Below are 25,214 nucleotides of genomic sequence, written 5' to 3'. Positions count from 1 at the left end.
AATGGTTCAATCGGAATGGAACGAGCAGACACAGGAAGCACTATCGATCCTGTTTGAACAATTTTGGGTATTAAGGGCAGAGGATCCTTCGGCATACCAGCTGATCAGAGAGCGTGAAAAAGCACTGAAACGATATCTGTCAGATAAATTTGGTTTTGATTTAATTATTCATCAGCATTTTATTAAATTGGAGAAAATCCCGGTTGATCCTAAATCCTGGATGGGCATACAGGATTTTACCGAGCCAAGGGATTATGCGATCTTTTGCTGCGGTTTAGCATTTACAGAACAGAAATCAATCGATGAGCAGTTCCTTTTATCGGATATTGCAGAGGATATTCAGGACATATTCCCCGGGGAATTTTCGTTGGACTGGACGAATTATCAGCATCGGAAATCATTAGTCCGGACCTTGAAGAAAATGGTTGATCTTCGTCTGATTCATGCGATTGATGGCGATGTGGACTTGTTTGCAACAGATGAAGAGCAGGAAGTTTTATACGAAGTCACCGTCTATGCCCGTTATTTTATGCGTTCTTATCCTGATGACCTTTTCCGTTATCGGACAATGCGGGAGATATTGGACAGTGAATGGGAACGACATCGTGAAGACATGCGGAGAAAAAGGGTGTATCGCAAGCTGTTATTCTCGCCGGCTGTTTATCGCGAGAGTGAAGAAGATCCTGATTTCGCCTATATCCGTAATTATCGTAATCGACTGCGCGATGATTTAGAAGAGAATACGCCTTTTCAACTGGAGGTATTCAAAAATACAGCTATGCTGGTATTACCAGAGCGAAAGCAACGGTACACACTCTTCCCTGATCAGAAAGCAATCAGTCAAATTGCTTTGCATTTCCAGACATATTTACGGGATAATTTTCCGGCGGATAGCATTGATCCGATGGGTGAGGTGAAAGTAACCAATGCAGATTTTAAGCAAATGGTGGAAGAAATCAAATCCGTCTATGGGGAAGGCTGGGGTAAACGTTACCGCGATATGACTGCCGCGAGTATTGCCGCTGAACTATTGCAACTATACCAGGAATGGGAGCTGGCAGAAGTAGAACCCGATACAGGGATGCTTGTCTTAAAGCCGGCTATTGCACGAATGGTTGGGCATTATCCCGACGACTTTACTACGGAGGTGAATAACAAAGATGAATAAATGGAAAATGAATCGAGCAGGCTTGCTAAATTTCTGGTATTACGATGAAGAGACCTTCACGTTTGCAGACGGGAAACTTTTGCTGCGTGGAAGCAATGGATCAGGGAAATCTGTCACGATGCAAAGTTTCTTACCTGTTTTATTGGACGGGCGAACGTCACCAGACCGCTTGGATCCATTTGGGTCTAAGGCACGTCGCATGGAAGATTATTTGCTGGGCGAGAAGGAAATCGTCAATCGCGATGAGCGGACAGGTTACCTTTTTCTTGAATGCAAAAGAGAGGAAACCAATCAATATGTAACGGTCGGTATCGGACTGCAGGCGAAGCGGAACAAGCAAATGAAATTCTGGGGTTTTGTTATTACCGACAATCGAAGAATCGGAGAGGATATCTTTTTATATAAAGAAGAGAATAGTGCGGGGAAAAAGCAAAAGATTCCACTCTCCCGGATGGAACTCGAGAACCGTTTGGCTGACGGTGGACAAGTTGTGCAGACAAAAACAGAATATATGAAGTTAGTAAACAAATACTTATTTGGCTTTGAAACAACAGAGGCGTATGAAGATTTAATTAAGCTGCTCATTCAATTACGAAGCCCTAAGCTATCCAAGGATTTCCGGCCGACGGTTATTTATGACATTCTGGAAGCGGCATTACCGCCATTGACCGATGAAGATCTTCGGCATTTGTCGGATACCATTGAGCAGATGGATCAGACCAAACAACAGATCGAGCAATTAGATCGCGAAGTAAATGCCCTGAAGAGCTTAAACCATGTATATGATATGTATAATCAACGTATCTTGTATGACCAGGCAAGCGGTTATCTGTCATCTAACAGAAAAAGGAAACAGGAAGAGAGACAATTCGAGCAACAGAATGAGGAGCAGCAGCGATTACAACAAGACATTGATCAGCTTTATGCGGATACGCAGGATTTACAAATCAGGGAAGAAACGAATCGTAAACAAGAAGAACGCCTCCGATCGCATAAAGTCTGGAATCTGGAGAAAGAGCGCAGAAGTGAAGCAGACAAGCTGGCACAGCATCAGACAGCTTTTAACAAGAAAGAAGACCAATGGCAAGATCGTCGTCGCAAGGAGCAACGTCTTCTGTCTGACCAGCAAAAGCTCGAAGAACAGTTGCATGAGCGGGAGCAAATGATGGAAGACAGCTTAATGGATTTGGCTAATGACGCGGAAGAAGCAGCTTTTGCCGATACTCATGCTATCAACCAACAAGATTTTGTCCGCCATCAAAAACAACGATTTGACTTTCAAGTTTGGCAAAAAGAAACCGATCAGCATATTCACTCCCTGGAAGAGATAACCGAGGATTTACGAACGTTTGATCAGCTGAAAAGAAAATATCAGGACAAAGATAAAGAGTTAGCGGATGAAAATAAGCTGTTAGATGAAGCTAGCTATCAAGAGCAAGAATGGACGCGACTATTTGAAGAGGATAAAGAGAAGAAGCTGAACGAAATTCATACATGGATCCAGACAAATGAATGGCTGGAGATACCAGAAGAATTAAAGCAAGAAACAGCAAGGCAATTGCGCTCCTTATACGAACCAGTCATCTATGACCAGCTGAAAGAGCCTTATCGCACGGCTACATTTGCATTCGAACAATCGAAGGGGAAGCGGTTATCTCAACTAAATTTTGAAAAAGAGCAGCTTGATCATGCTTTAAATAAGAAAAAGGAGGAAATTTTCGAATGGAAGGCCAAAACGGACCCAGAGCCGTGGATGGATGAGCAAACGAAGACAGCCAGACAAGCATTAGCTGCAAAAGGGGTTACACATCTGCCTTTATATGCAGCCATTGAATTTCAGGAACATGTGAAGCCGGAGGTAAAAAGGCGGATAGAAGCTGCTTTGATTGACAGTCAGTTGCTCGATGCTTTAATTACAGAGGATGCGATTTCTGTTACACATGATCGCATTTTAATGCCACAGCCAAATATGATGGCACATACTTTAGCAGATTATGTCGATCCGGACGTACCAGATGACAGTACCATTTCTTCACAAGCAGTAGATGACATCTTACGCAGTATTGTCATGGGAGACGATGCGTCATCCTCTATGTCCATCACAGAAACTGGGGGTTATCAGCTTGGTTTATTAAAAGGGCATGCTGTGGAAATAGAAGAAGTTCGTTACGTCGGCAAGAATGCAAGAGCAAGATTCCGCGAAGAACAGATTGCTAGATTGGAGCAGGAATATCAGGATTTAACGGCGCAGCAAGAGGTAACCATCCAAGCTGTACGGGAGGTCAAAGAGGCCATCTCACAAGCGAAGGATGCCTTAGAGCAATTCCCGAATGATCATGATTTGCAAGAAAGCTTCCGCCAAATTCAGGGTCTCAGGTTTGATATTACTAAGCACCAATCTACCGTACAAAAGTTGTCTGATGAGCTGAAGCAGATTCATTTGGAATATAGCCAGATCAAACATCAGCTTGATCAAAAAACGCGGGAATATTCATTGGAATTATCTTTACAAGCTTACCAGACAGCAGTGTCGGTAATGAAAAGGTATGAGAAGGATTTATCAGGCTTAGAGAAAACACACCTGCAGTTTAGCCATGATCATGAACGCTTGACAGAAGTGAAGGAAAGATTGGCTGAAATAGAAGAAGAAATACTCGAATTTCAGGGAGAACTCAATGTGGAGGAAGCTCAGATCACGACACTGAAGCAGAATATTGCGCAGATTGAACAACAATTGGAGCAGGAAGGTGCTCAGGATATTCAGCAACAAATTGTGGAGGTACAGCATGAACTGGAAGAGCTTGCAAAAGAGTTAAAACAAAAAGAAAAGGAATTAACCAGAAAAGAGACCGAGACAGGTCATCTAAACGAACGATTAGTAGAAAGTCAAAAGAAATTGAATTTCTGGAAGCAGTTATCTAATATCTGGCGAGTTTCTTTGAAGGAAGAAGCGGAGCGTGGATTTGTGGTGAAAGAGGCTTACGAAGATATGGATATGTTAGCCAAACAAGTAACCGAATCCTATCATTCTTCAGGAAAAGATAAAGATCGCAGTAAACTGACTTCGCAATTGTCACAGGAATATTATAAACAGCTAAGCGACCTGATGGAATACAGTATGACGAGCTTTGTCGCTCCCTATCACATTCCTGAGTGGATGAACGAGATAGAGGAGGAAGATTTTAAGCCACATGTGGAGAGATGGCACCAAACGATGTCCCGACAAGTGATTGAAATGAATTTCCAAGGTAAACAGACTACACCTTATCTCGTACAAGAGCAGATTGAATTAGAACAAGCTCGACAGGAAAGCTTTTTGGATGAGCAGGATAAGTCATTGTATGAAGAAATACTGTTCCATTCGGTTGGACAGAAGCTGCGAGCGCGTATTCGCAGGGCCGAGCAATGGGTGAATAAAATGAAAGACTTAATGGAATCACGTGATACCTCATCGGGGCTATCTTTTTCGATCAAGTGGAAACCGCGTACAGCAGATACTGAGACAGAATTAGATACCATGGATTTAGTCAAATTATTACGTCAGGATCCGAAGTTGTTAAAAGAAGAAGACTTAGATAGCATCACCATGCATTTCCGAACCAAGATTCAGAAGGCGAAAGACATGATGGAGGGGAGTAATGAAATGCAGACATTACTCCAAGTATTAAAAGAAGTGCTGGATTATCGTAAATGGTTCTCTTTTGTTCTGTACTTTCAGCGGGAAGGTGAGCAAAAAAGGGAGTTAAACAACAACCAGTTTTATAAATTCAGTGGTGGTGAGAAAGCGATGGCGATGTACATCCCATTGTTTACGGCCTGCTATTCCAGATATTTAGAAGCCGATCCAGAGGCTCCATATATTATTTCGCTTGATGAAGCATTTGCGGGAGTTGATGAGCGAAATATTCGTCAAATGTTTGAAGTGGTGGAGCAACTGGGTTTCAATTATATTATGAACTCTCAGATACTGTGGGGAGACTATGATACCGTAAATAAGCTGGCGGTCAGTGAATTAATCCGACCAAAAAATGCCGATTATGTTAGTGTTCTTAACTATCGATGGAATGGTAAGAGCTGGCATGTAGAAAACCCCGTAGAATAGAGGAAGTGTTAATGTGAAAAGCGATGCAGTAAAATATTTTAAACAGGAGCCTGTGTACAATCAATTATTTGAATTGTTTAAGAAAAAATACGAATCTTTAGGGAGAATTGGTGGTACTGTAAAACTGAACCAATTCACGGCAGAGGATCTGGAAGTCATTGCGCGATTTTATGGACAAACCGCCGACTCGTTAAATAAAAAAGGAAAGCTGTCATTAGAAGCGTTTGAAATTCAGTTACAAAAAACCAGGTTTGCACCACTTGATTTGAAGACATTGCTCGAGGCTTTTTTTGATCAATTGCTAATTTCGAAAAAAGAACAGAAACAGCTGGACTATCACAACCAGCTTCGTGTATTAGAAGAATTGGAACGTACCTATCCTAATCTGGGAGATTGGCTGACTGCGCTCAAAGCAAAAACACCAGATACGTATTGGATCTATCGCTTGATTGGGCTGTCACATGAGGCGTTTAAACAGATGGCAGTCCCTCTCTCCACCGCATTAGCTAACATGCCGACGGAATATGAACGATTACCCATGTTCAGTCAGCGGGTTACTCGTAATCCGCATGCGTTTGATTTAAACACAAATGTTGGCAGGCTCTGGATCCACCTGCTGTCGGTACATTATGCAGTAGAGATGCCGTCAAGTACAGAGGCCATTAATGATCTGCTGTTAAAAGCGCACATCATGCGTGATGATATTACCAACTTTGTTACATGTGCTAATGTAATAGCAGAGACAGACAAAGGAATCCACCCAATGTGGCAGTCTGCGAATGAGGCCGGCAGTGTGATGAATGTTCCATTAAGAGAGCTTGTATCTCTGAAGAGCGTTTATCCTGCAGATAACAGGAAACAGGTCTATATTGTCGAGAATTCAGGTGTGTATTCCAGTATATTGGACAGGGTCCCGGATGCCCCGTTAATATGCACTCATGGACAGTTCAAACTGGCAGGGTTAATGTTATTCGATTTACTAGAAAAAGCAGGATGTACGCTTCATTATGCCGGTGATTTTGATCCGGAAGGGATAAAGATGGCACAGCGATTACTGGAACGACATCCCGATCATGCAAAACTTTGGAAAATGGATGTCTTTTCGTATCATAAGGCCTTGTCAATGGAATCTATGTTGTCAGAAGAAAGGTTGAACAAGCTGCAAGCTGATATGTCCGAACTATTTATTCCTGTGATTAAGATGATGAACAGGGTTAAGCGGGCAGGCTACCAGGAGGCGCTTGTAGATGACATGGTGCAGGAGCTAAAGGAAAGATAACGGCATATTCTTAATTCGAGGGATTCAATCATGTATTCAGTGGAAAGGTGGAGGGTCTTTTTATGAAAAGCATTATATTGTTTGTCCTATTAGCTGTATTAACCTTTTTATCCATAAAATATATTGATTTCGATGCTGCATATTTTCAAGGTATGATGTTTGTACTAGCAAGTTGTATTTATACATTTTTGCTTTTTAGAACAGGATTTAGTGGGCCAAAACTAGTGGTTGGCAGCTTAGTTCTGTTAGTGGTATTAATTTTAATTGCATTTACTACGGAGATAGAAATAGGAATTGTTGGATTAATTATATTTTTGCTTTTTTTTAGTGAGGGTATGAGGGCCAGATCCCGCAAGAATACAGCATGAGCGTGTAAGGGCAGTTTTATCAAGCTGCCCATTTTACTTTAGCAGTCACAAATTACAGTTAGACGATAAAAACTAAACGAGTACTATATTTTATGTTAGTCAAGGTGTCTGCGAAGGTTATTATAATTAGTTCTATATAAGAAATCCTTGTGTAACTTTTTATAAAGTTTTCACGTCATTTACATAGAAAATACTATTTACTAACAATCAATTTTTGGTGGAGCCATTAAAAAAGAACTGTATTAACTTTTTTAACTGTCTCTGGTAATGGGGGAGTAGTTCAATGAATGTAAGGTGGACCTCTTGTGAAAAAATCAATAGTTCTCGTTGGTGCACAGCACTGCAATAGAAAATGATCTTCCGCAATCGGGTGCAATTCCTAAATAGTGGGCAGCGCCTATATTGCATATAAGGGCTAGATTGCAAGGAGGGATTTTTTTGATTGGTTTATTAGAGAATATATATCAAATATCTGGTGTTGTGCTTCTCCTATGTGCCGTTTATTATTATTTTCATTTCAGAAGAATCAAGAGAAAAAGGAAATTAACAAAGGTTGAATTCTCCTTTTATATAATTACCCAAATAGCATTTTTACTTTGTGCAGGCAGTTATTTACTTATGATTTTAGATAAGGTTTCTTAAACAAAAGAGCGTTCTTCCCGACAAGGGCTGGCGCTACTATCGTGTAAGGGGTGAGGTAATTGAAATATATAAATGGATTGTATATATCGCTTGTATTGATCATGGCAGTTATTCTGATTAATACTACAGTATTTAACGATAAGTATTCAGGAATAGCAATGTTTGTTTCTTTGGGTATATTCATAGTTGGGAACGCATTTTTTATAAGTGCAAGACAGTTGAAAGGCAACGAAAAAGAAGAATAATACGAGGGATCTTCCTCATTTGTAGGTGTTAAAATCATAGTCCTATTCGCTACGCAGTACAAATATGCTATGCAATAGAATATCAAAAATATGTCCATTTAAGTGCGTTAATATCTTGGTGAAGCCAAAACATACATGATTTTATGCATTAAAATGTATATTTTGGCACTTTGTTATGTATCTTTAGGTACAAAGTGTATGACTATCACGTCAATAAGTTCAAGATAGGGAGATATTTGCTTTTACAAATTCATATGTCATCTCCGCAACTTTTTTATTACCTGCTTCTGAAAAACCATGGCCTTCTCCCGGGAAAACTTCCATTCTAGCATGTGGATATGCCATTTCTGCTCTCTTCCCATAATCAATGGATACTATTTCATCCTGATCTCCATGAAGAATCAGAACGTTTTTGTTGAATTGTCCAATATGATCGAAAATATCATAATCATGAATCGATTCAAAATATATTCTACCTAACCGAACTCCCCATAACTCATGTGTATCTGGGATGCTGTTAAGTGTTGGATACTTTTGATTCCAGTCATCTGCAATACATAAGGCTGGATAAAGCAATAAGAGCCCTTTAATATCCGTTATATATTCTTCTGCTACTAATGCGGATACTAATCCTCCTTGGCTGCCTCCAAATAAAAAGATTTGATCAGGATCAATATCTTTCCAATTTTTAATTGTTTCTATAACAGCAGACAGGTCATCTTTTTCTGTAAATATAGACATCTCTTCCGTCTTGAGATCACTCTTTGAATAGATCGAGCCACCACAAAAATCGAAGCAAACGGCGCCTATACCATGTTTGGCTAAATAGTCACTGTGCATAGCAAAGTCTTGATTCGTTCCATTAAAACCGTGGCTGAAGATGACGACAGGGTGCTTTCCCTCACGACCAGGCATGTAAGAGATACCATGAATTTCTCTCCCCTGATGTTTTATCTTCACCATTTCTTTTTGATAACTGCTCATTGTTAAACCTCCATGTTTTAGGAATTACATATCCGGTTAGCCAAACTGGATAACCTGAGCTTTATTTTATTCTGTATATGTTAATATCTAAACCGGACGCTGTTGATTGACCTTCTGCAACTAACATGTCATCATTCAAAAAAGCTAATGCCTTACTATTCGTTATGATTTTTGGATAGGATCTAAATAATCCGTTTAGCAACTTGTTGTTTATACTACCGTTATTCTCAATATATATTTTGCAAGGTTTCCCTGTATAATCCGTTCCTTCCAGCATATATCTGGCCGATAGCGTATGGCGATCATCAAACCTTCCGATGATCTGCGTGTCGACGCCTCCGTCAAGGATCTCTCCTTTAAAGTAATCGCCCGTTACATGGCCTTGAAACGTAATCATCGTGACGGAATCACCATCATTATTATTTAGTGCGATCGTATTCTCTATTTGAACATGTACCGTAAGTATTTCTTCGACATCCATTTTTCCAATCCTCCTTTGTAAACGTCACATTTTTTGAAATCTGATGTCGTGCCCCTTCACAAAACAAACGGCATGATTTGGTTTGTACGGGGGAAGAGGACGGTTAGAAGATAAATAGTTTAGATGGGTGTTCGGAATAATTTAATAGATTTAAGTTGCCTTACGATGAGATACTTTAATCTTACTAATAATTCCCCAAATAACAAGCAGAATACCTAAAAAGCCTGAGAGCGGTCCAAAGGTCCAATAGATAACTTTGAATAAAATAGGAGCAATAAACTCTGCTAGTTTAAGAACGAGGAAGATGAAGGTAAGTATACTACCCGTAATCATTTTCGTAATTGCTTGCTTGTTTTTCATAAACAAAATGAAAAACACACAAACCAGGATCGTAATAATAAGAATGGTCCCACCGAAGATCAGAAGGACTAGAGCACCAAGTGTCAGCAAGGAAAAGCTCCCCTTTCCTTAGTATGTATACAGGAATTATTGATTATTTAATTCTTAACAGATCGATTGAATGATGTCAATAATTTCCTGTTAAGTAGCTCTTCCTTCTATTCTTGATCACCTCCCTCTGTGGGAACCGCTACTCCATAATCCGTAGTGACCGCTGCGGGTTATTTTTGTGCATTTTTTACTGGAACTATAGCATAAACCGTATGGGAGGTTACACTTGCGAGAAAGGGACCAAAAGTGGAAAGCAGTAGCCAGAGATTTGTATCGTTTAGCAAGAAAGGAACCAAAAGTGGAAGGGAGCAGCCCAAGATTTGTATCGCTTAGCAAGAAAGGAACCAAAAGTGAAAAGCAGAAGCGAGAGATTTGTATCGTTTAGCGAGAAAGGGACCAAAAGTGAAAAGCAACAGCCCAAGATTTGTATCGTTTAAAAAGAAAGAAGACAAATGATGGTGTTCTCAGACTGGTTTCGTCTCCTTAAAGAGTCTGTACCATAGCGCGGACCGACACATTGACTCCCGCAGGACGAAAAAGTGATTGGATTTCAAGATGACCGCTATGGCCCACTTAACTACAGGTGTATCACGGCGCTAACCGTCCGTAATACCCCCCTTCAAGATTTGAGAGATAACTAAGAAGCTAAGTGGAGGATAAACGGACGATAACTTCCTGATAAGTTTAGCTAGCAATCATTGGGGGTCACAAAAACCCCAAATGATTGAAGTCTCACTTTATGTTAGAACCGGGTGCGCTTGGCTTCCCAAGCTCGTCTCATACCTAACGAACCTCTGCTTGATCGCCCTTCGTCTATCACTATGTCTCATTCATCATATGAAAAAAGTGTCACAAATATGGGCTATGTGCTTATAATGAAAAGACCTAAAAAGTTTCCTTGAAGAAATAAAATAATACTTACGAAAAACACTTGACAATAGGAAAGAATTGCGTTATTTTTTTGATATCACAAAAAAAGTTAGACGAGGGAAAACGAGAGGAGATTAGCAATGAAAAAAATAATGAGTTTTATTTTGGTTGTAGGTGTTGCACTCTTTTTAACAGCATGTGGCGCAAACGAGGGTTCGTCAAGTGAAGCAGACAGTAACGATAAAGTGAAAGTGGTAACAACTATTGCTCAAATAGGAGAACCATTATCTGTTATTGGTGGCGATCGTATCGAAGTAGAGAGTTTAATGGGGCCATCCGTAGATCCGCACTTATATAATCCGACCCAGAGTGATGTTGCGACGGTTGATGGGGCAGATGTTATCTTGTATAGTGGCTTACATTTAGAAGCAAATATGATCGAGATGTTTAATAAAATAAGCGAATCAAAGCCAGTTCTGGCAGTAGGTAGTGTAATACCAGAAGAATCATTATTAGCGGATGCGGAAGGTGTAGTAGATCCACATATTTGGTTTGATATCGATCTTTGGAAACAAGCCCTTGACGCTGCAGTAGAGGAATTAAAAGATTATTCCCCTGATGATGCAGATTATTTTGAAGAGAATAAACAAGCATATTTTGCGAAATTAGATGAATTGAAAGAAGAAGCAGAAGTACTGCAAGATATCCCGGAAGAGCAACGGGTTCTTGTAACAGCACATGATGCATTTGGTTATTTCGGTCAGATGCATAATATGGAGGTTATTGGACTGCAGGGGTTAAGTACAGAAGATGAAATTGGTGTTTCGGACATTAATGACACGATTGAAACGATACAAGAATATTCTGTCCCAGCGATATTTGTCGAAAGCAGTATTAATCCTGATTCGATCGAGGCGGTTATTGAAGGAGCACAGGATCAAGGGGTAGATGTATCATTAGGTGGAGAGCTTTATTCTGATGCAATGGGAGATCCAGACTCAGAAGAGGGGACCTATATTGGCATGTACCGTCATAATCTAGAGACTATTTATCAATCATTAACAGAAGGAGATGAGTAATGTGACAAAACCAGCACTGAAAATCGAGAATTTAGCCGCATCATACCGAAAAAATAATGTATTATACGATGTTAATTTCGATGTAGAAGCTGGATCATTAACAGGTGTTGTTGGTCCTAACGGTGCAGGTAAGTCTACATTAATCAAAACCATTCTAGATCTTCATCCAGCTTTAACAGGTAACGTCGAATTTTTTGGCTTACCATTTAAAAAGGCAAAGAAGAAAATTGGATATGTACCACAACGCGGTTCCGTTGATTGGGACTTTCCAACAAATGCGTTGGATGTAGTCACGATGGGCTTATATGGCAAAATCGGTTGGTTAAAACGTCCTTCTCGGAAGGATAAAGCAAAAGCCTTCGAATCCTTAGAAAAAATGGGAATGGAAGGCTATGCAGATCGTCAAATAAGTGAACTTTCCGGTGGCCAGCAACAACGGGTATTCTTAGCGCGGGCATTAGTGCAGGATGCTGCATTGTATTTTATGGATGAGCCATTAGCAGGTGTAGATGCAGCGACAGAAAAAGCAATCATGAACATTCTGCAGGAACTAAAAAGCTCCGGTAAAACAGTAATGGTTGTCCATCATGATCTGCAAACGGTGGAGGAATATTTTGACCATGTGCTTCTATTAAATAAGACCGTTAAGCACCATGGAAGAACAGAAACGACCTTTACCCCCGATCACATCGCAGATACTTACGGTGGAAATATGCGCTGGATTAACGCAAGAAAGGATGACAAACATGTGGTCGGCTCTGTTAACAAGTAATACACAATGGGTGCTTGTCAGTACGATGGTGTTAGGGATTGCGGCAGGTGCAATCGGATGTTTAGCTTATTGGAAGAAGCAGAGCTTAATGAGTGACTCGTTGGCTCATGCTTCCCTTCCAGGGGTGGTCATTGCCTATTTATTATTTGCAGAAAAAGATTTATATATTTTAATTGCAGGTGCTGCGGTTAGTGCATTAATTGGAGCGGTGTTTATTCAATGGATACGCCAAACGACAAGAATAACAGAAGATACGGCGATGGGGATGATTCTCTCCGTTTTCTATGGTCTTGGCATTATGCTGCTGACGATTGCGAATCGCTCAGCTGGAGGAAATCAGGCTGGCTTGGATAGTTTTATCTACGGGCAAGCAGCCGCAATGGTCCGTTCCGATGTCTGGACGATGCTTATTCTGGCACTTGTCTCCATTCTCATTGTCGTGATTGGTTTTAAAGAGTGGAAGCTGTATCTGTTTGATCCCGATTTTGCTAAAGGGATCGGTCTATCATTAAAAGGGATGAACATTTTATATACTGTAGCCCTCGTAACGACAATTGTTATTGGTATTCAAGCTGTCGGGGTTATTTTGATTGCTGCATTAATTATTATTCCTTCCGTAAGTGCCCGATATTGGACACAATCCTTTAGATTAATGATAATTCTGTCCGCGTTGTTCGGCGGAGTGGCAGGTGCAGCAGGGACTGCCATAAGTGTGGTAGGAAACGGCTGGCCAACAGGTCCGTTCATTGTCATTTGTGCTTCTGCACTGTTCATTATTTCCCTTGTCTTTGGTAAACAAAAAGGGATTTTAGTCCGTCATCTGCAATTTAAAAAACGTCAAAAGTTAGCGAAAATACAAAATAGCAATACGACAATGGAAATGCAGGGGGTGAGCAAATGACGTATACAGCATGGATCATCTTAACTGCTTGTCTGGTTGGTGCAACGTCGGGATTAATTGGGGTCTTTTTAATATTAAGAAAGATGGCAATGATGGCGGATGCGATTAGTCATACGGTTTTGTTAGGTATTGTTGTTGCTTTTATCATTACTCGTGAATTAAGTGGACCTCATATGCTAATTGGTGCAATAGTTGCCGGTTTATTGACGACATTCTTAGTACAATGGCTTCACACTCTGGACATAGAGCAACATGCTTCGATGGGAATAGTTTTCACAACCTTGTTTGCGATAGGGGTTATATTAAATGCTACGTCGATTGGAAATGCCCATCTGGATGTAAAACACTCGCTAATGGGAGAAATCACCTTTATTCCGTGGAATACGATGACATTGCCATTACTGGGAGATGTACCAGTGGCGACGACTATGCTGGGCTTTGCCTTTATTATTGTGCTATTTTTTATTATTGCTTTTTATAAGGAATGGAAAATTACTTCCTTTGATCCAGCCCTTGCAGCCAGTTTAGGTATTCCAGTGCTAGTTATGCATTATGTATTTATGAGTCTTGTGTCGATTACGACAGTTGCAGCTTTTGATGCGGTTGGAGCTATTATGGTGGTAGCAATGTTAATTACCCCAGCTGCTTCTGCTTATCTCTGGACAGATAAATTATCTGTCATGCTTCTTATCAGCAGTTTGATGGGGATTCTACCTGCTGTACTAGGTTACTTGATTGCGACCTGGATCGATACGTCGATATCAGGATCAATGGCTTTCGCGACAGGGATTATCTTTATTATCAGCTTTTTCTTTTCACCAAAACATGGCCTTATTTCAAAGTATTTAAAGCCGGCAAAAACGGATATATTGGCGAAGGATGTATAAGGGAGCAGATGTAACCGTGGAGTTGGGGTTTTTATGGAGTATGGGGAGTGAATGATTTTTCGTGCTATAAAAATAGACCTCCCTCATAATCATCTAAAGTAGTAGGAGAAGTCTAGCCTTTTGGTTAGCAGATTCCTTTGTGGGAATCGCTTATCTAACCCGTAGTTCCAGCTGCGGGTTTTTAGTATACGCATTTCTTACTGACATTATGGCATAAAATGAAAAAAAGTCACAATATCAGTTGGCTTTCTAGTGTTTATGTAGGTCTAGTCAAAGAGGTGCTGCTCATAGTCGTCAGCCTAAAATAGTATTTAAATCGTCTTACATGTTCTCTCCTATCGTATAATCCATTCTTATGGACAGTTGAGAAAGAAAAGAGTAAAAGTCGTCCATAAGAGTCAATTGTATGACCACCCAAGGATATCAAAGGGACTCTTGTGCTAATACTTGTGTAGTTTCGAAACCGACAATACTGCAAGGAATAGCTTTTATAAATGGTTTCCTATCTTTTGCCACGGCGCTAACCGTCCGTAATAGTCACACTGATTGAAGAAGCCTCACTTTACCAAACTCATAAAAAGTTCCCTGCCCATAGGTAATCTCTATTATTTTTAAAAAGCCTTAGTTTAACTTAAAGACTATAGGGGTGCTGCTTTAGTCCGTCACCATTATTACATAAAACTTAGAACAACAAATGAATCAAATAATGAAACCAAATAATGCTAAATTCGTCTTATCCTATAAAGGGAAGGAGTGCATCGAATGAAAAGAAAATTAATTACTGCTTTTACTGTTATCTTGTTCAGCATTTCAATCGCAGGGTGTGGCAATGCTGATATGGAAGGTATTATTTTAGAAGTAACAGAGAATGAGATAGTACTTTCAAAGAATCTTTCTCTGGACAAGTATGAAGAGATACAAGATAAATCCATTTCAGAGATACAGGAAGAGGAAAAAGGTATTTCTTTGATATTTTTAACATATGACCATGCAGAGGAATGGTCGAAAGGGGATGAAGTGAAAGTATGGATTGATGGAGATGTACTTGCTTCCTATCCTGAGCAAGCTAAGGCTAAGAAGGTCCAATCTAAATAATAAGCTTCTCTACATTCCCATTTGAAACAAAATGAAGCTCAGGATTCAGATCTGAGCTTTTTTGTGATGGTTATCTATAAATACGCTCTTTTTTAACAGGTGAAGTACATTTCGTTCTGTTTGAGCTCTCTCTCAAACCCTGGTGTGGTAACCAAATATGCAGCATAGATTTTTATTGTGAGAAACGCTTGAAAAAGGCATAATTGTTTGTATTTGTTATGTTATACTAAATATGGATAATGTTTTCAAGGAAAGGTCGACTAAATCCCCTTAACGGAAGGAATGATAGCTATGAGTCTAGCTGAAAGTTTTTCCCTATTATTTAGTTTTGGAGCTTTCTTGATCGCATTGCTCGCTTTGGTCATTTCTTTGGTGAAAAGGAAATAGATCATTCTTTTAAAAACTGCTTTTCTGTAGCCCGTGGTGTTTTGCTGCGGGTTACAGTGGCTTGTTTTTCTTGGGAGACAGTATTATAGAATGAAAAACCAATTACATACGCTATGTCTATTAACGTGCTTGCGGATGAAAAAGAGTTGTAACCGCTTAATAGATTAACGCAGTTTTTTGCTTGTTAATATGAGATACATTTTTTTCAGTTGCAATCATAATAATTATATTGGTGATAAGGTTGGAAAAAGCAATGAAGCGTGTATATGGCGTTATTTTTATGCCTATTTAAGGAGAAGTTTCTATTCATCAAACGGGCCATTTTGTGGCATAGTGGATAAAAAATATTAAAAGTGAGGGCTAACATGGATCAATTAACATTGCACGAGTTACAGAACTACCTAGCATTAAAATATAAAGAAGGACGTAATTCAACTGGGTTGTTTATAAAACTAGTAGAAGAAATTGGTGAGGTAGCAGAGGTGTTAAATAAATTGGAGGGACGAAAGAAAAATGCAGGAAATACTTCCTTAGAAAATGAGTTAGTCGACGTCATACATTATGCAGTGGCTATTGCAAGCATAAATAACATTGATTTAACAAAAGCCATTATTTATAAAGACAAACAAGCAGCAATCAAATATAATCAATCTCCCAATTTAGAGGAATTTATAACAGTTCAAAATAAAGAAGATTAGCCTTAAAAGTTCCGCAAACGGGCGCATACCCATAATAAAGAACAGCGCCCATCCTATATATAAGATCCATAGTATAGAGTATTTGAATGTATTTCTTTGAGGAGGAGCACTGGTGAAAATACTTAGAATCATTTTGGCTATTGTTGTAGTTTCTTTCTCCTGTTATGGTTTAATAGTTGGCGAAAATGGAAATGTATTGCCATTCACTTTACTTTTAGCAGGGTTAATGCTCTTTTTTGTGGGCGTTGTTGAATTTAAAGAACGAAAACCAATCGCTTTTACTACCTTTCTTGCAGCTGGATTTAGTCTTTTCGTTGGAATTTATACATTGTAAAGCTATCGGGTGATTTTCTTAAAAAGATCTGCGTATATATTAATATTGTGCATAGCCCATTTTGTGGGAAACGGAATGATAATGTTTTAATCAAGCAGTAAAAAAAGGAAGTGTTGATATCCTAAGCTTCATTATTTCAATTATTGTTGTATTGCTTGTAACTATTATTAGTTCAGTTATTTTCAAAGGAGAAAATAAAGTAGATAAAGGTTTTAAAATTAACTACTTCAGACTATCTTAACTGACGTACTGAAATCCGAATAGAAATAAATTAAAATAAAACCAAAAATTATCATGGGTAGACTTATTACGCAAAATTAAAAAATAAATAAACAAGTTACGGAAAAGCAAAGGAGTTGGAAGAATGGCTGTAAAGATTAAGTGGGGAATGTTTATTTTTGTTGTAGCTGCTGTATTAACGTTTGGGTTATCGTCGCACCACGTAGAATCATATAGTACAGAAAGCGCTATACAGTCTGTGTGGGAAAAGTATGATGTGCAAAGTACTATGATAGGTGAATCCGATTCTGTAATTTGGGTGGATGTTTACGATAAAAAAGAAATACCAGAAATTAAAGAGTACTTACAAAACCGATTATCAAAAAAAGATATGGAAAAATATAAAATAGAAGTGTTTTCTAATAAAGGAATAACTTATTAAATCCGTATTTCACAAGAGGGCAAATTGGGAGTTGTTCAGTACAATGAATCGCATTATGGTGATTGGAGTTTCAGCAGGTGTAGGGAAGTCTACATTTGCAGCTGATCAGAAGAAAATTGTAACTTTAGATCAATGGATTTTTGAGGGCAATTATAGTAATACATATGACATTCGAGTTCAGAATGCAAATATGATTATTTATTTGGAACTTCCTTTAAATCTATGTGGTAACGCGTTATTAAACGCTGGATTCTTAACATTGGGAAAACGAGATCTGACATGGGGAAAGGGTGCAAGGAAAAATTAGAATACAAATTTCTTAAGTTTATCTGTACTACTTACTATTCTCGCAAGAAAAAAATAATGAGAACCAGACTTCAAGGAATGAGTTCTCAAAAAAACATTATTAAATTGACGAATAAGAAAGAAATCCAATCGTATTTACAAGCTTTAACTAATTAAATTTTTTAATTCCCTAGAAAAAGGAAGGGGTCGGATTGTGGAGCTGGAATATATAAGAGACTATGCGATGTACACAGCGATTTTCGGTATGTTTAGTTTTGTTTGGTTCGGTTCGGTTGGGCTCAGGAGAATCCTAGAAAAAAATGGCGCAAGTATATTGGGATTGCTTCCGGAATGGCGATGTTAGTATGCTTGATTGGCGTATACTTAAGCGTGACACACTGGGATGCGGCTAGTACCTTGTCAGAAAAGGACACGTTCACTACCTACTTAATTGTTTTCTACACTGAAATTATTATAGCGGGCCTTGGTGCTTTTTTGTTGATCCGAATTAAAAAAAAGGATTATGTTGCGCCGTGGATTGCATTTATCGTAGGTACTCACTTTTTCTGGCTGGTAGATATCTTTAAAGATCCCAGTCTGTATATGTTAGCGATACTTATAATAGCAATTACGGTAATATCCCCATGGCTCTCCAAAAAATGGGGAGTTGCCAACAGTGCAATCACTGGTATAGGATCTGGCACGGTTTTATTTTGTTTTGCCATATTGGGACTGATTCGCTACTTATTGGCATCTTAGAGATTCAGGTTTACCTTCATCCATTGATTATAATATTCCATTAAATAAAAAGGGAGATGTTTTTCATCTCCCTTTTTATGCAAACGCAAATTTCGAACAAATTATTTTCAAAGATACATAAGAAAAAGGCTTTAAAAGCATGGTATATCAATAATGCAATCACAAGTTGACAATGTGCATTCGCTGCGTGATAGAAAGAAAAGAAATGCTTTTATACACTATAACTATCAAAATGAAAGGAGTTGAAATGAATGGAATTTGGTGAAAAACTTTTTAAGCTTAGAAAAGAAAAAGGATTCTCTCAAGAAATTTTAGCTGAAAAAATAAACACTTCAAGACAAGCAATAAGCAAATGGGAAAATGGTCAAGGATTTCCCGAAACAGAAAAGCTCTTAATGATTGGAAATATCTTTGAAGTATCTATTGATTACTTATTGAAGGATTCTGTTGAGAACAATGAAGGAAATGAAGAAGGTTATTATGTAAGCAGGGAAATGACAGAAGGCTTTTTGTTAAGTACACAAAAAACGGCTAAACATATTGGGTTAGGATTTGGGCTATTGGCATTGGCGTTTGAACCGTATTTAATTATGGGGACAAATTCAATGTTAGGGGTCCTCCTGATCATTGTCATTGCCACATTAGGGGTCATTTCTTTTGCTACATTAGGTTTTGATACAGGGCAATATACAATTCTCAAGAAAGAAGTATTATTGTTTGATTCAAATTACCTTAAAGAGCTAAAGATGAGATACGAGGGCTTTAAAAGAAAAAATTCAGGAATAATGGTAATTGGAGCTTGTTTACTGGCGGTGGGATTTTTAGCTTTTGCCCTGGAGAACAAAATAGAGATGGGAATCTTGGTTCCATATTATCCGATTTTTGTGCTTTTAATAGCTGTTGGTCTATATATGTCAGTGTATACTCTTACCATTCTATCTGCGTATCAACTGTTGGTAAATAATGATAATCATACAAGTCGATTTAGTTTTAGACTTAAGCAAAAGGTAATGAAAAAATTCGATGATTTTTAAAGATAAATATTTTCACAATATGGTATGTTCTGTGCCTTTTTTATTGGGCGCTATAGTTCAGTAACTCTACTATCTAAGAGGAGTCTTTTATATTGGCTCCTCGTTATTCCCTATTCACGTACGAAATTTAGATTAGGATTAATATATGGTAAAAGGCCGAAAAATGGAGGAATAGTTATGTGGATCATATTAGGAGTTATTGCAATAATAGTAACTTTTATAAATCTTTATATGTATACGGCAGGAAAGGATTATAAACTTGCAATGGCGCTGGGATTATCATTTACAGCATTAACACTTTGTGCAGAATACAGTCTTGTATCAGAATGGGCAATAAAGGAAGATTGGGCAGCTTTAAGAGAAGTACCTAACTACGAAAGGGTATTATGGTTTGTGACAATTGTTTCTATCCTGCTGAATATAGCACCTGTACTTTTAGAACGAAAAAGTAAAAAATAACAACTTATTGACACATCATTTATCACGCTTACAACCGTCCGTAATACCCCACTGATTGAAGTCTCACTTTATCTAGATATTTTCCTATTTGTTAAAATCTGACATCCTTGATTAAAAGGTGCGCGTCCTTAAGAGAATCCGAGTATGAAACCTTCTGGCAGATGTAAACGTATTAGTATAATGATAGCATTATTGAGGTGGATTAATATGAACATAGGAAACATTGACCGGGCTTTGTTTGCAGGTTTATTTGTAGCAACGATCATTTTTATTTCTGAATTCTTTTTTCCTGAAACCAATTCTTTTATATCAATATTAATAGGAGCACTAGCAGCATTGTTCGGCTATTTGATTGGAGATAAATTATTCCTAAAAGAAAAAGAGGAAAAGTAAGGAAACGAGATGCATAGAAAAAGGGAGCTACTCCGGAAAGGTCTTTTTTGTTTTCTAGCGCAATTTAGCGGTATAAATAGGAACTGATCAGTTTCTAGACCAAAAGAAAGAAGGTGAATGAAGTGACGTTGGCAATTATACAGCTGGTTATTTTTCAGTTGATTTTACCAATTATATTTATCCTTTCTCTGCTGAGAGGCAAATTTAAAGGGAAAACGGATTGGGCTTTGCAAGCTTTCATGTATAGCCTTTATATCTCTTGGGTGTTTTTCTCTGGAAGATGGGATTGGACCATTTATTATTTGCGTTTTTTGTGGCCGGTATTATTGATGATCGCCCTGTACATTAGTTGGCGCGGAATTCGGTCAAAACCATTGGAAAGGTCATATACAGGGAAAGACAAGTTGTCTTTTGCCTTCTGCTCCTTGCTGGCATTAGTATTTGCTTTCTACCATGTTCCGATTTTTGCAGGTTATTCCACGAATGATAAAGCAATTGAACTGGAATTCCCGTTGCAAAACGGCACTTTTTATGTTGGACACGGCGGGGCTTCCACGCAGATTAATTACCATCACGCACATCCAGAGCAGCAATACGCGGTGGATATGGTCCAATTGAACATGCTGGGTGTAAGAACGGCGGGAGTTTATCCTGAAGAGTTGGAGCGCTATGAAATCTATGGTGCAAAGTTGGTTAGCCCTTGTTCAGGAGAGGTGGTGGACGTACGAACGGATATGTCCGATTTGAATCCACCTGAAACAGATTCGGAACAGCCAAAGGGTAATTATGTTCAGATTCAGTGTGAGGAGGATGAGGTCAACGTCTTCATCGCTCACATGCAGGAAGACAGTGCAACCGTCGAGTCTGGCAATATGGTGGAGGCAGGCCAACCAATCGGTCTCGTAGGAAATTCAGGCAATACCTCAGAGCCTCACCTGCATATCCACGCAGTGAAAAATGGACAGGGTGTGCCTATTACATTTGACGGCCGGTTTCTTGTGCGGAATAGCTTAGTATGGAATTGAAGCAGATGGTGACCAAAATCGAAAAAGGAGGTAAAGAGTGAACAAATCAAAAAAGAAAATCCCTAAGTGGTTGAGTACTACATTGGGAGTTGTCCTTGGAATTGCTATTTATCAAATCGTAAAAAGTGTGTTTTTTTAAGGTGATAATCTACTATTCACCGATCAGGTGCCATTCTTGAATAATGATCACACTCAAATATACATCTAAACGGCGCTTTTACCTAATGCTACAAATCTTATTTACTAAGGGGAATAACAATGGATATAGAAAACAAATTATACGATTCAGCAGTTGAATTAATCAAAGAAAAATATCCTTCTGATTGGGGCGGTGCCGCAGCAGTTTCATTAGAAGATGGTACCATTCTAACAAGTATAGCACCTGAAGTCATTGTTGCTTCCTCTGAACTCTGTATAGAAACAGGTGCCATTCTTGAAGCACATAAAATAGGAAGAAAAGTAACACATTCAATATGCGTAGTACGTAATAATGAACATTCAGAATTCAAAGTATTGTCCCCGTGTGGAGTATGCCAGGAAAGGTTATTTTACTGGGGACCGAATGGATAGGCCCAAGCGGAAATGATTTTGTGTTGGAATGGAAAGAAACAAATATAATTGAAATTAACAATTTAACATCATCAATTCCTGCTCTTACATTAAATGTAAAACATGATAAATATGATTTTAGAGAAGGTCTTTTTTTAAATGGGACGGTTGAGGAGTAACTGCTACGCTTCAATTGCACAAGACTATGAATCAATTTATCCTTCTAAATTAGATATTTAAAATAAAAGATAAAGATAAAGTTGTAATATAAAGGTAATAAAGGAGGGGAGACAAATATGCCCCTGAAGCTCTTGGTATTATTGGTAAGCTCATTACTATTGCTAGCAGCCTGTGGTGTAAGTGACTCCACAATGTTTCGTTTTTCTGAAGAGACAGAAAACTGGTCCGCCCAATTAAAAGTTACTCAAACCAGTGATGATTATGAAACGCAGGATTTTGTACTTGAATACATGGGTGATGATGTTGACGCCATTGGAGAGATTACCTATAGCGTCGATAGTGTTGGAAGCTTTGCGAGAAGTGGTGTGTCATTAGCGGAAGATGGTACGCTCAGGGATAGTAATAAAACAAATACAACGAATGCAAAAGTTACCGAAAATACAGAAGTCAAGGTAACCGTGAAAAGAAATGGTAATACAGAAAGTTTTAAATTAGACATGGATGTGCAATCAGAAATTAGGCGAAAGAAGTAAGGTATGCGGTGTGTTTATTCTTACTTTATTATGTGGAACTAACGGACGCAGTGGGGGAGTGACAGACGCTCTTCAAAAAGGCCATTATATCGAGAAATAAAGGAGAGGAGTCAGATGTTTCAACCTAAAGCTTTATTTGAATCTGGTTTGAAAATTATCGGAGTTCTTACGATTATTTGGAGTTTCACTCAAATTACTCCAGTGGTTTTTCAATTTTTTTCTGTTTATAATCAACCAGATATGATGTCGAATAACAATCTGAGTTATTATCGATTTTCTCTTATCTTTCGAGTAGTGTATCCGATCATACTTTTTATTATTGGAATGTATTTGCTTAAAGGTGGAAAGGCCATTGTTGAATTGGCTTTCCGCGAAATGTATCCGAAAAATGAAGACAAGATGGGTTGGTTGTTCTTCTTATTTATGAAAATGGCAGGGTTAGTTTTAGTTATCTATGCCCTCCCAAAAGCATTTCAACTGATATCCAATATAATGTTCACTTCATCCGTTAACGCGATAGACACAAGTGAACAAACAAAATTTATTGTTCAGAATCTCGTTACAACCGTTATTAATTTAGTGTTAGGTTTCTATTTACTAACGAGCGGTAAGCTTTTTTACAAACTGGGATTCAGTAATACTAACGATGTAGAATGATGGGAGTCTAGGGCAAGGAACGGTCCCCTGTCCCATGTTTTTTAAAAAAAGATGAAAATGGGACACAAAAACCGTCCCCTGTCTCAAAACAGAAAGGTGGTTATTAGTTGAAACAAAAAACAGCAATCGTAACGGGAGCGAATTCAGGAATGGGTCTCTCAACGACCATGGAATTAGCGCAAAAAGGCTACCACGTCATCATGGCGTGCCGAAATAGTGAACGTGGGGAAAAAGCATTGCAGCATGTCAAACAGCAAAGCCAAACGAATAGTGTGGAATTAATGACATGTGATTTGGGATCTTTGGAGAATATTCGCAGCTTCGCCGATCAATTTAAGCAGCGTTATCAAACACTTGATGTGCTGGTCAATAATGCTGGGGTGGTCAGCCTGAAACGTGAAACCACGTCTGATGGATTTGAGAGTATGATCGGCGTTAATCATCTCGGTCACTTCCTTCTGACTAATCTGCTTCTGGAACCATTGAAAAATGCGGAACAAGGGAGAATTGTCACGGTTTCCTCAGGTGCCTACAAAGCAGGAAACATTCATTTTAAAGATCCTCATTTAACCAAAAGATTCAACGTGGTCAAGGGCTATAGTCAATCTAAGCTGGCAAACATTTTATTTACCCGTGAGCTAGCCGATCGTCTTCAAAACACATCAGTGACAGCAAATTGTCTTCACCCTGGTGCAGTGTCAACAGATCTGGGCGTTAATCGCAAGAACGGATTTGGTAAAACTGTTCATGCCATGTTACGGCCGTTTTTTCTCACCGCTGCAGAGGGCTCTGACACAGCTGTTTATCTAGCAACAAGCCCTGATGTGACCGATATCAGCGGGGAATATTTTTATAAAAGGCAAATCGCGTCCATCCCAGCGAAGGCAAAGGACAAAGCGCTTGCTGAAAAGCTTTGGAAGTGGAGCGAGCAGGAGGTTGGCGGGTTATCTTAAGAATTGAACGTGAATGCAAAAGTATTGTACTGAATCGGGCGAAATTATCGATAGAATTAGAGGGAGAGGGCGAGACAAAATGACTGCGGTAACGGAAACTAATAGTAATTCGACAATATCATTAACATTAGGTATACTTTCTATCGTGCTACCAGTTATTGGAATAATGCTTGGTGTTATCGGAATAGTATATGCTAGAAAAGCAAAAAGGGTCAATGTTAACACAAATGAGGGTGGTAAAGGATTGGCAACAGCTGGAATAATCTGTAGTGTGACAGGGATTAATATTCAACTTTTTATTCTGCTCCTTGTTATATCAAACATAATAGCCTCTTCTTTTCTATTTTCCTAATACCGCGTTAAGACGGTGGAGCTGTTAAAGGAGTGGGGGATTAATCAATCCATGAATGAAAAAACAAAGAACATAATCGGAATAACAATCTTCTCTATATGTATAATGGGAATTTTAATGGGGGTTTATTTCCTGGTAATAACCGGACTTTTTGAAATATTTAATGTCCAGTATTCATCAATCTGGTCATTACTTCTTTTTGTGATAAGTATCTGTATTTTGGGTTTGCCGGTTGATTTGATTTTTGGTGCTATGGCTGATATATCTGTTGAAAAAATGCGCGGAAAGGTTCCGGCATTTGTTATACAGTTCATTTTTGGATTTGTGACAAATTTACTCGTTATTTCTATAGTGGATGCATTTATGAGCGGCATTAATCTTTCACCCGGAGCAAAGTTTGTCATCATAATAATATTAACCTTAATTGAGTCGGTATTTGAAGATGGAAAAAATAAAGACAAAGAAGCAGCGGCTTGAGAAGTTTTTATGAATAACTGGCAAGGTTACCTATTAAGAAGCTTGAATCAAAAACAGGAGCTACATTGTTGAACAAACACGTTTCTTAGCTTGGATGAGGTAAATAAATGCTTAAAAATTTCTTGTTTTTCTTAGCAATATTAGTTGTTTTGTTG

At 38.6% G+C, this 25,214-nt stretch carries 29 protein-coding genes and 1 pseudogene; 27 read left to right on the top strand and 3 right to left on the bottom strand.

Annotated elements, in window-relative coordinates:
• Nucleotide 1 precedes the first annotated feature (1 nt).
• From MUN87_RS12435 to MUN87_RS12410, 6 genes are all read left to right on the top strand, one after another.
• Entirely contained in the window at nt 2-1,168 is a 1,167-nt protein-coding gene (locus MUN87_RS12435) for a TIGR02678 family protein (RefSeq protein WP_244740552.1), read from the top strand.
• Nucleotides 1,161-5,270: a TIGR02680 family protein gene (locus MUN87_RS12430; RefSeq protein WP_244740550.1), complete on the top strand. Its 4,110-nt coding sequence runs from the start codon at nt 1,161-1,163 to the stop codon at nt 5,268-5,270. The genes MUN87_RS12435 and MUN87_RS12430 overlap by 8 nt, the downstream gene beginning before the upstream one ends.
• Before the next feature lie 13 nt (nt 5,271-5,283).
• A complete protein-coding gene (locus tag MUN87_RS12425; RefSeq protein ID WP_244740549.1) occupies nt 5,284-6,549 on the top strand; it encodes a TIGR02679 family protein in 1,266 nt (421 codons plus the stop codon).
• 62 nt (nt 6,550-6,611) lie between these two features.
• Nucleotides 6,612-6,917: a hypothetical protein gene (locus tag MUN87_RS12420; protein ID WP_244740547.1), complete on the top strand. Its 306-nt coding sequence runs from the start codon at nt 6,612-6,614 to the stop codon at nt 6,915-6,917.
• 438 nt (nt 6,918-7,355) lie between these two features.
• Nucleotides 7,356-7,559: a hypothetical protein gene (locus MUN87_RS12415; RefSeq protein WP_244740545.1), complete on the top strand. Its 204-nt coding sequence runs from the start codon at nt 7,356-7,358 to the stop codon at nt 7,557-7,559.
• Between the two features lie 59 nt (nt 7,560-7,618).
• The gene (locus tag MUN87_RS12410) at nt 7,619-7,804 is read left to right on the top strand and encodes a hypothetical protein (RefSeq protein ID WP_244740543.1); all 186 of its coding nucleotides are present in this window, start codon (nt 7,619-7,621) and stop codon (nt 7,802-7,804) included.
• Nucleotides 7,805-8,023: 219 nt separating this feature from the next.
• Here the strand turns inward: MUN87_RS12410 and MUN87_RS12405 are convergent, their stop codons facing one another.
• The 3 genes from MUN87_RS12405 to MUN87_RS12395 all read right to left on the bottom strand — a co-directional run bounded on the left by MUN87_RS12405 (nt 8,024) and on the right by MUN87_RS12395 (nt 9,719).
• Nucleotides 8,024-8,788, bottom strand: a complete 765-nt coding sequence (locus MUN87_RS12405; protein ID WP_244740541.1) for an alpha/beta hydrolase family protein — start codon at nt 8,786-8,788, stop codon at nt 8,024-8,026.
• Nucleotides 8,789-8,849: 61 nt separating this feature from the next.
• A complete protein-coding gene (locus MUN87_RS12400) occupies nt 8,850-9,269 on the bottom strand; it encodes a DUF3237 family protein (RefSeq protein ID WP_244740540.1) in 420 nt (139 codons plus the stop codon).
• A gap of 150 nt (nt 9,270-9,419) precedes the next feature.
• Entirely contained in the window at nt 9,420-9,719 is a 300-nt protein-coding gene (locus tag MUN87_RS12395) for a hypothetical protein (RefSeq protein ID WP_244740538.1), read from the bottom strand.
• A 1,010-nt stretch (nt 9,720-10,729) separates the two neighbouring features.
• Here MUN87_RS12395 and MUN87_RS12390 point away from each other — a divergent pair.
• From MUN87_RS12390 to MUN87_RS12290, 21 genes and pseudogenes are all read left to right on the top strand, one after another.
• Nucleotides 10,730-11,668: a metal ABC transporter solute-binding protein, Zn/Mn family gene (locus MUN87_RS12390; protein ID WP_244740536.1), complete on the top strand. Its 939-nt coding sequence runs from the start codon at nt 10,730-10,732 to the stop codon at nt 11,666-11,668.
• A 1-nt stretch (nt 11,669) separates the two neighbouring features.
• On the top strand, nt 11,670-12,440 hold the full coding sequence (locus MUN87_RS12385; protein ID WP_244740534.1) for a metal ABC transporter ATP-binding protein: 771 nt from the start codon (nt 11,670-11,672) through the stop codon (nt 12,438-12,440).
• The gene (locus MUN87_RS12380) at nt 12,415-13,341 is read left to right on the top strand and encodes a metal ABC transporter permease (protein WP_244740532.1); all 927 of its coding nucleotides are present in this window, start codon (nt 12,415-12,417) and stop codon (nt 13,339-13,341) included. Before MUN87_RS12385 ends, MUN87_RS12380 begins: the two co-directional genes overlap by 26 nt.
• The gene (locus MUN87_RS12375) at nt 13,338-14,228 is read left to right on the top strand and encodes a metal ABC transporter permease (protein ID WP_244740530.1); all 891 of its coding nucleotides are present in this window, start codon (nt 13,338-13,340) and stop codon (nt 14,226-14,228) included. Before MUN87_RS12380 ends, MUN87_RS12375 begins: the two co-directional genes overlap by 4 nt.
• A 762-nt stretch (nt 14,229-14,990) precedes the next feature.
• The gene (locus MUN87_RS12370) at nt 14,991-15,323 is read left to right on the top strand and encodes a DUF3221 domain-containing protein (RefSeq protein WP_244740529.1); all 333 of its coding nucleotides are present in this window, start codon (nt 14,991-14,993) and stop codon (nt 15,321-15,323) included.
• Between the two features lie 282 nt (nt 15,324-15,605).
• Nucleotides 15,606-15,710 (top strand): putative holin-like toxin, encoded by a 105-nt coding sequence (locus MUN87_RS12365; RefSeq protein WP_369413927.1) that lies wholly within the window; start codon nt 15,606-15,608, stop codon nt 15,708-15,710.
• Between the two features lie 365 nt (nt 15,711-16,075).
• On the top strand, nt 16,076-16,408 hold the full coding sequence (locus tag MUN87_RS12360; RefSeq protein ID WP_244740525.1) for a MazG nucleotide pyrophosphohydrolase domain-containing protein: 333 nt from the start codon (nt 16,076-16,078) through the stop codon (nt 16,406-16,408).
• Nucleotides 16,409-16,520: 112 nt separating this feature from the next.
• The gene (locus MUN87_RS12355) at nt 16,521-16,742 is read left to right on the top strand and encodes a DUF3953 domain-containing protein (RefSeq protein WP_244740524.1); all 222 of its coding nucleotides are present in this window, start codon (nt 16,521-16,523) and stop codon (nt 16,740-16,742) included.
• Between the two features lie 364 nt (nt 16,743-17,106).
• Nucleotides 17,107-17,403: a YolC/YozM family protein gene (locus tag MUN87_RS12350; RefSeq protein WP_244740522.1), complete on the top strand. Its 297-nt coding sequence runs from the start codon at nt 17,107-17,109 to the stop codon at nt 17,401-17,403.
• A 43-nt stretch (nt 17,404-17,446) separates the two neighbouring features.
• Entirely contained in the window at nt 17,447-17,710 is a 264-nt protein-coding gene (locus MUN87_RS22450) for a P-loop NTPase family protein (RefSeq protein WP_369413926.1), read from the top strand.
• Between the two features lie 329 nt (nt 17,711-18,039).
• Nucleotides 18,040-18,447: a hypothetical protein gene (locus MUN87_RS12340; protein WP_244740520.1), complete on the top strand. Its 408-nt coding sequence runs from the start codon at nt 18,040-18,042 to the stop codon at nt 18,445-18,447.
• Nucleotides 18,448-18,698: 251 nt separating this feature from the next.
• Nucleotides 18,699-19,481, top strand: a complete 783-nt coding sequence (locus tag MUN87_RS12335) for a helix-turn-helix domain-containing protein (RefSeq protein WP_244740518.1) — start codon at nt 18,699-18,701, stop codon at nt 19,479-19,481.
• Nucleotides 19,482-19,658: 177 nt separating this feature from the next.
• Nucleotides 19,659-19,940: a hypothetical protein gene (locus MUN87_RS12330; protein WP_244740517.1), complete on the top strand. Its 282-nt coding sequence runs from the start codon at nt 19,659-19,661 to the stop codon at nt 19,938-19,940.
• Between the two features lie 207 nt (nt 19,941-20,147).
• Entirely contained in the window at nt 20,148-20,333 is a 186-nt protein-coding gene (locus tag MUN87_RS12325) for a hypothetical protein (RefSeq protein WP_244740515.1), read from the top strand.
• A gap of 122 nt (nt 20,334-20,455) precedes the next feature.
• A complete protein-coding gene (locus MUN87_RS12320) occupies nt 20,456-21,358 on the top strand; it encodes a M23 family metallopeptidase (protein WP_244740513.1) in 903 nt (300 codons plus the stop codon).
• Between the two features lie 258 nt (nt 21,359-21,616).
• Nucleotides 21,617-21,919 (top strand): annotated as a pseudogene (locus tag MUN87_RS12315) (cytidine deaminase); the annotation flags it as partial.
• A 284-nt stretch (nt 21,920-22,203) separates the two neighbouring features.
• Nucleotides 22,204-22,620 carry a hypothetical protein gene (locus tag MUN87_RS12310; RefSeq protein WP_244740512.1) on the top strand — a complete coding sequence of 139 codons (417 nt, stop codon included), beginning with the start codon at nt 22,204-22,206 and terminating at the stop codon, nt 22,618-22,620.
• A 114-nt stretch (nt 22,621-22,734) separates the two neighbouring features.
• Entirely contained in the window at nt 22,735-23,277 is a 543-nt protein-coding gene (locus tag MUN87_RS12305; RefSeq protein ID WP_244740510.1) for a hypothetical protein, read from the top strand.
• Between the two features lie 107 nt (nt 23,278-23,384).
• Nucleotides 23,385-24,230: an SDR family oxidoreductase gene (locus MUN87_RS12300; RefSeq protein WP_244740508.1), complete on the top strand. Its 846-nt coding sequence runs from the start codon at nt 23,385-23,387 to the stop codon at nt 24,228-24,230.
• A gap of 79 nt (nt 24,231-24,309) precedes the next feature.
• Nucleotides 24,310-24,582: a DUF4190 domain-containing protein gene (locus MUN87_RS12295; protein ID WP_244740507.1), complete on the top strand. Its 273-nt coding sequence runs from the start codon at nt 24,310-24,312 to the stop codon at nt 24,580-24,582.
• A gap of 51 nt (nt 24,583-24,633) precedes the next feature.
• Complete coding sequence (locus MUN87_RS12290) at nt 24,634-25,059, top strand: YrvL family regulatory protein (protein WP_244740505.1); 426 nt, start codon at nt 24,634-24,636, stop codon at nt 25,057-25,059.
• Nucleotides 25,060-25,214 lie beyond the last annotated feature (155 nt).

It is taken from the genome of Gracilibacillus salinarum (assembly GCF_022919575.1).
In the GTDB taxonomy this organism is placed as follows: Bacteria; Bacillota; Bacilli; order Bacillales; family Amphibacillaceae; genus Gracilibacillus; species Gracilibacillus salinarum.
Note: the sequence above shows the minus strand (reverse complement) of the source record. Positions and strands in the feature narration are given on the sequence as shown.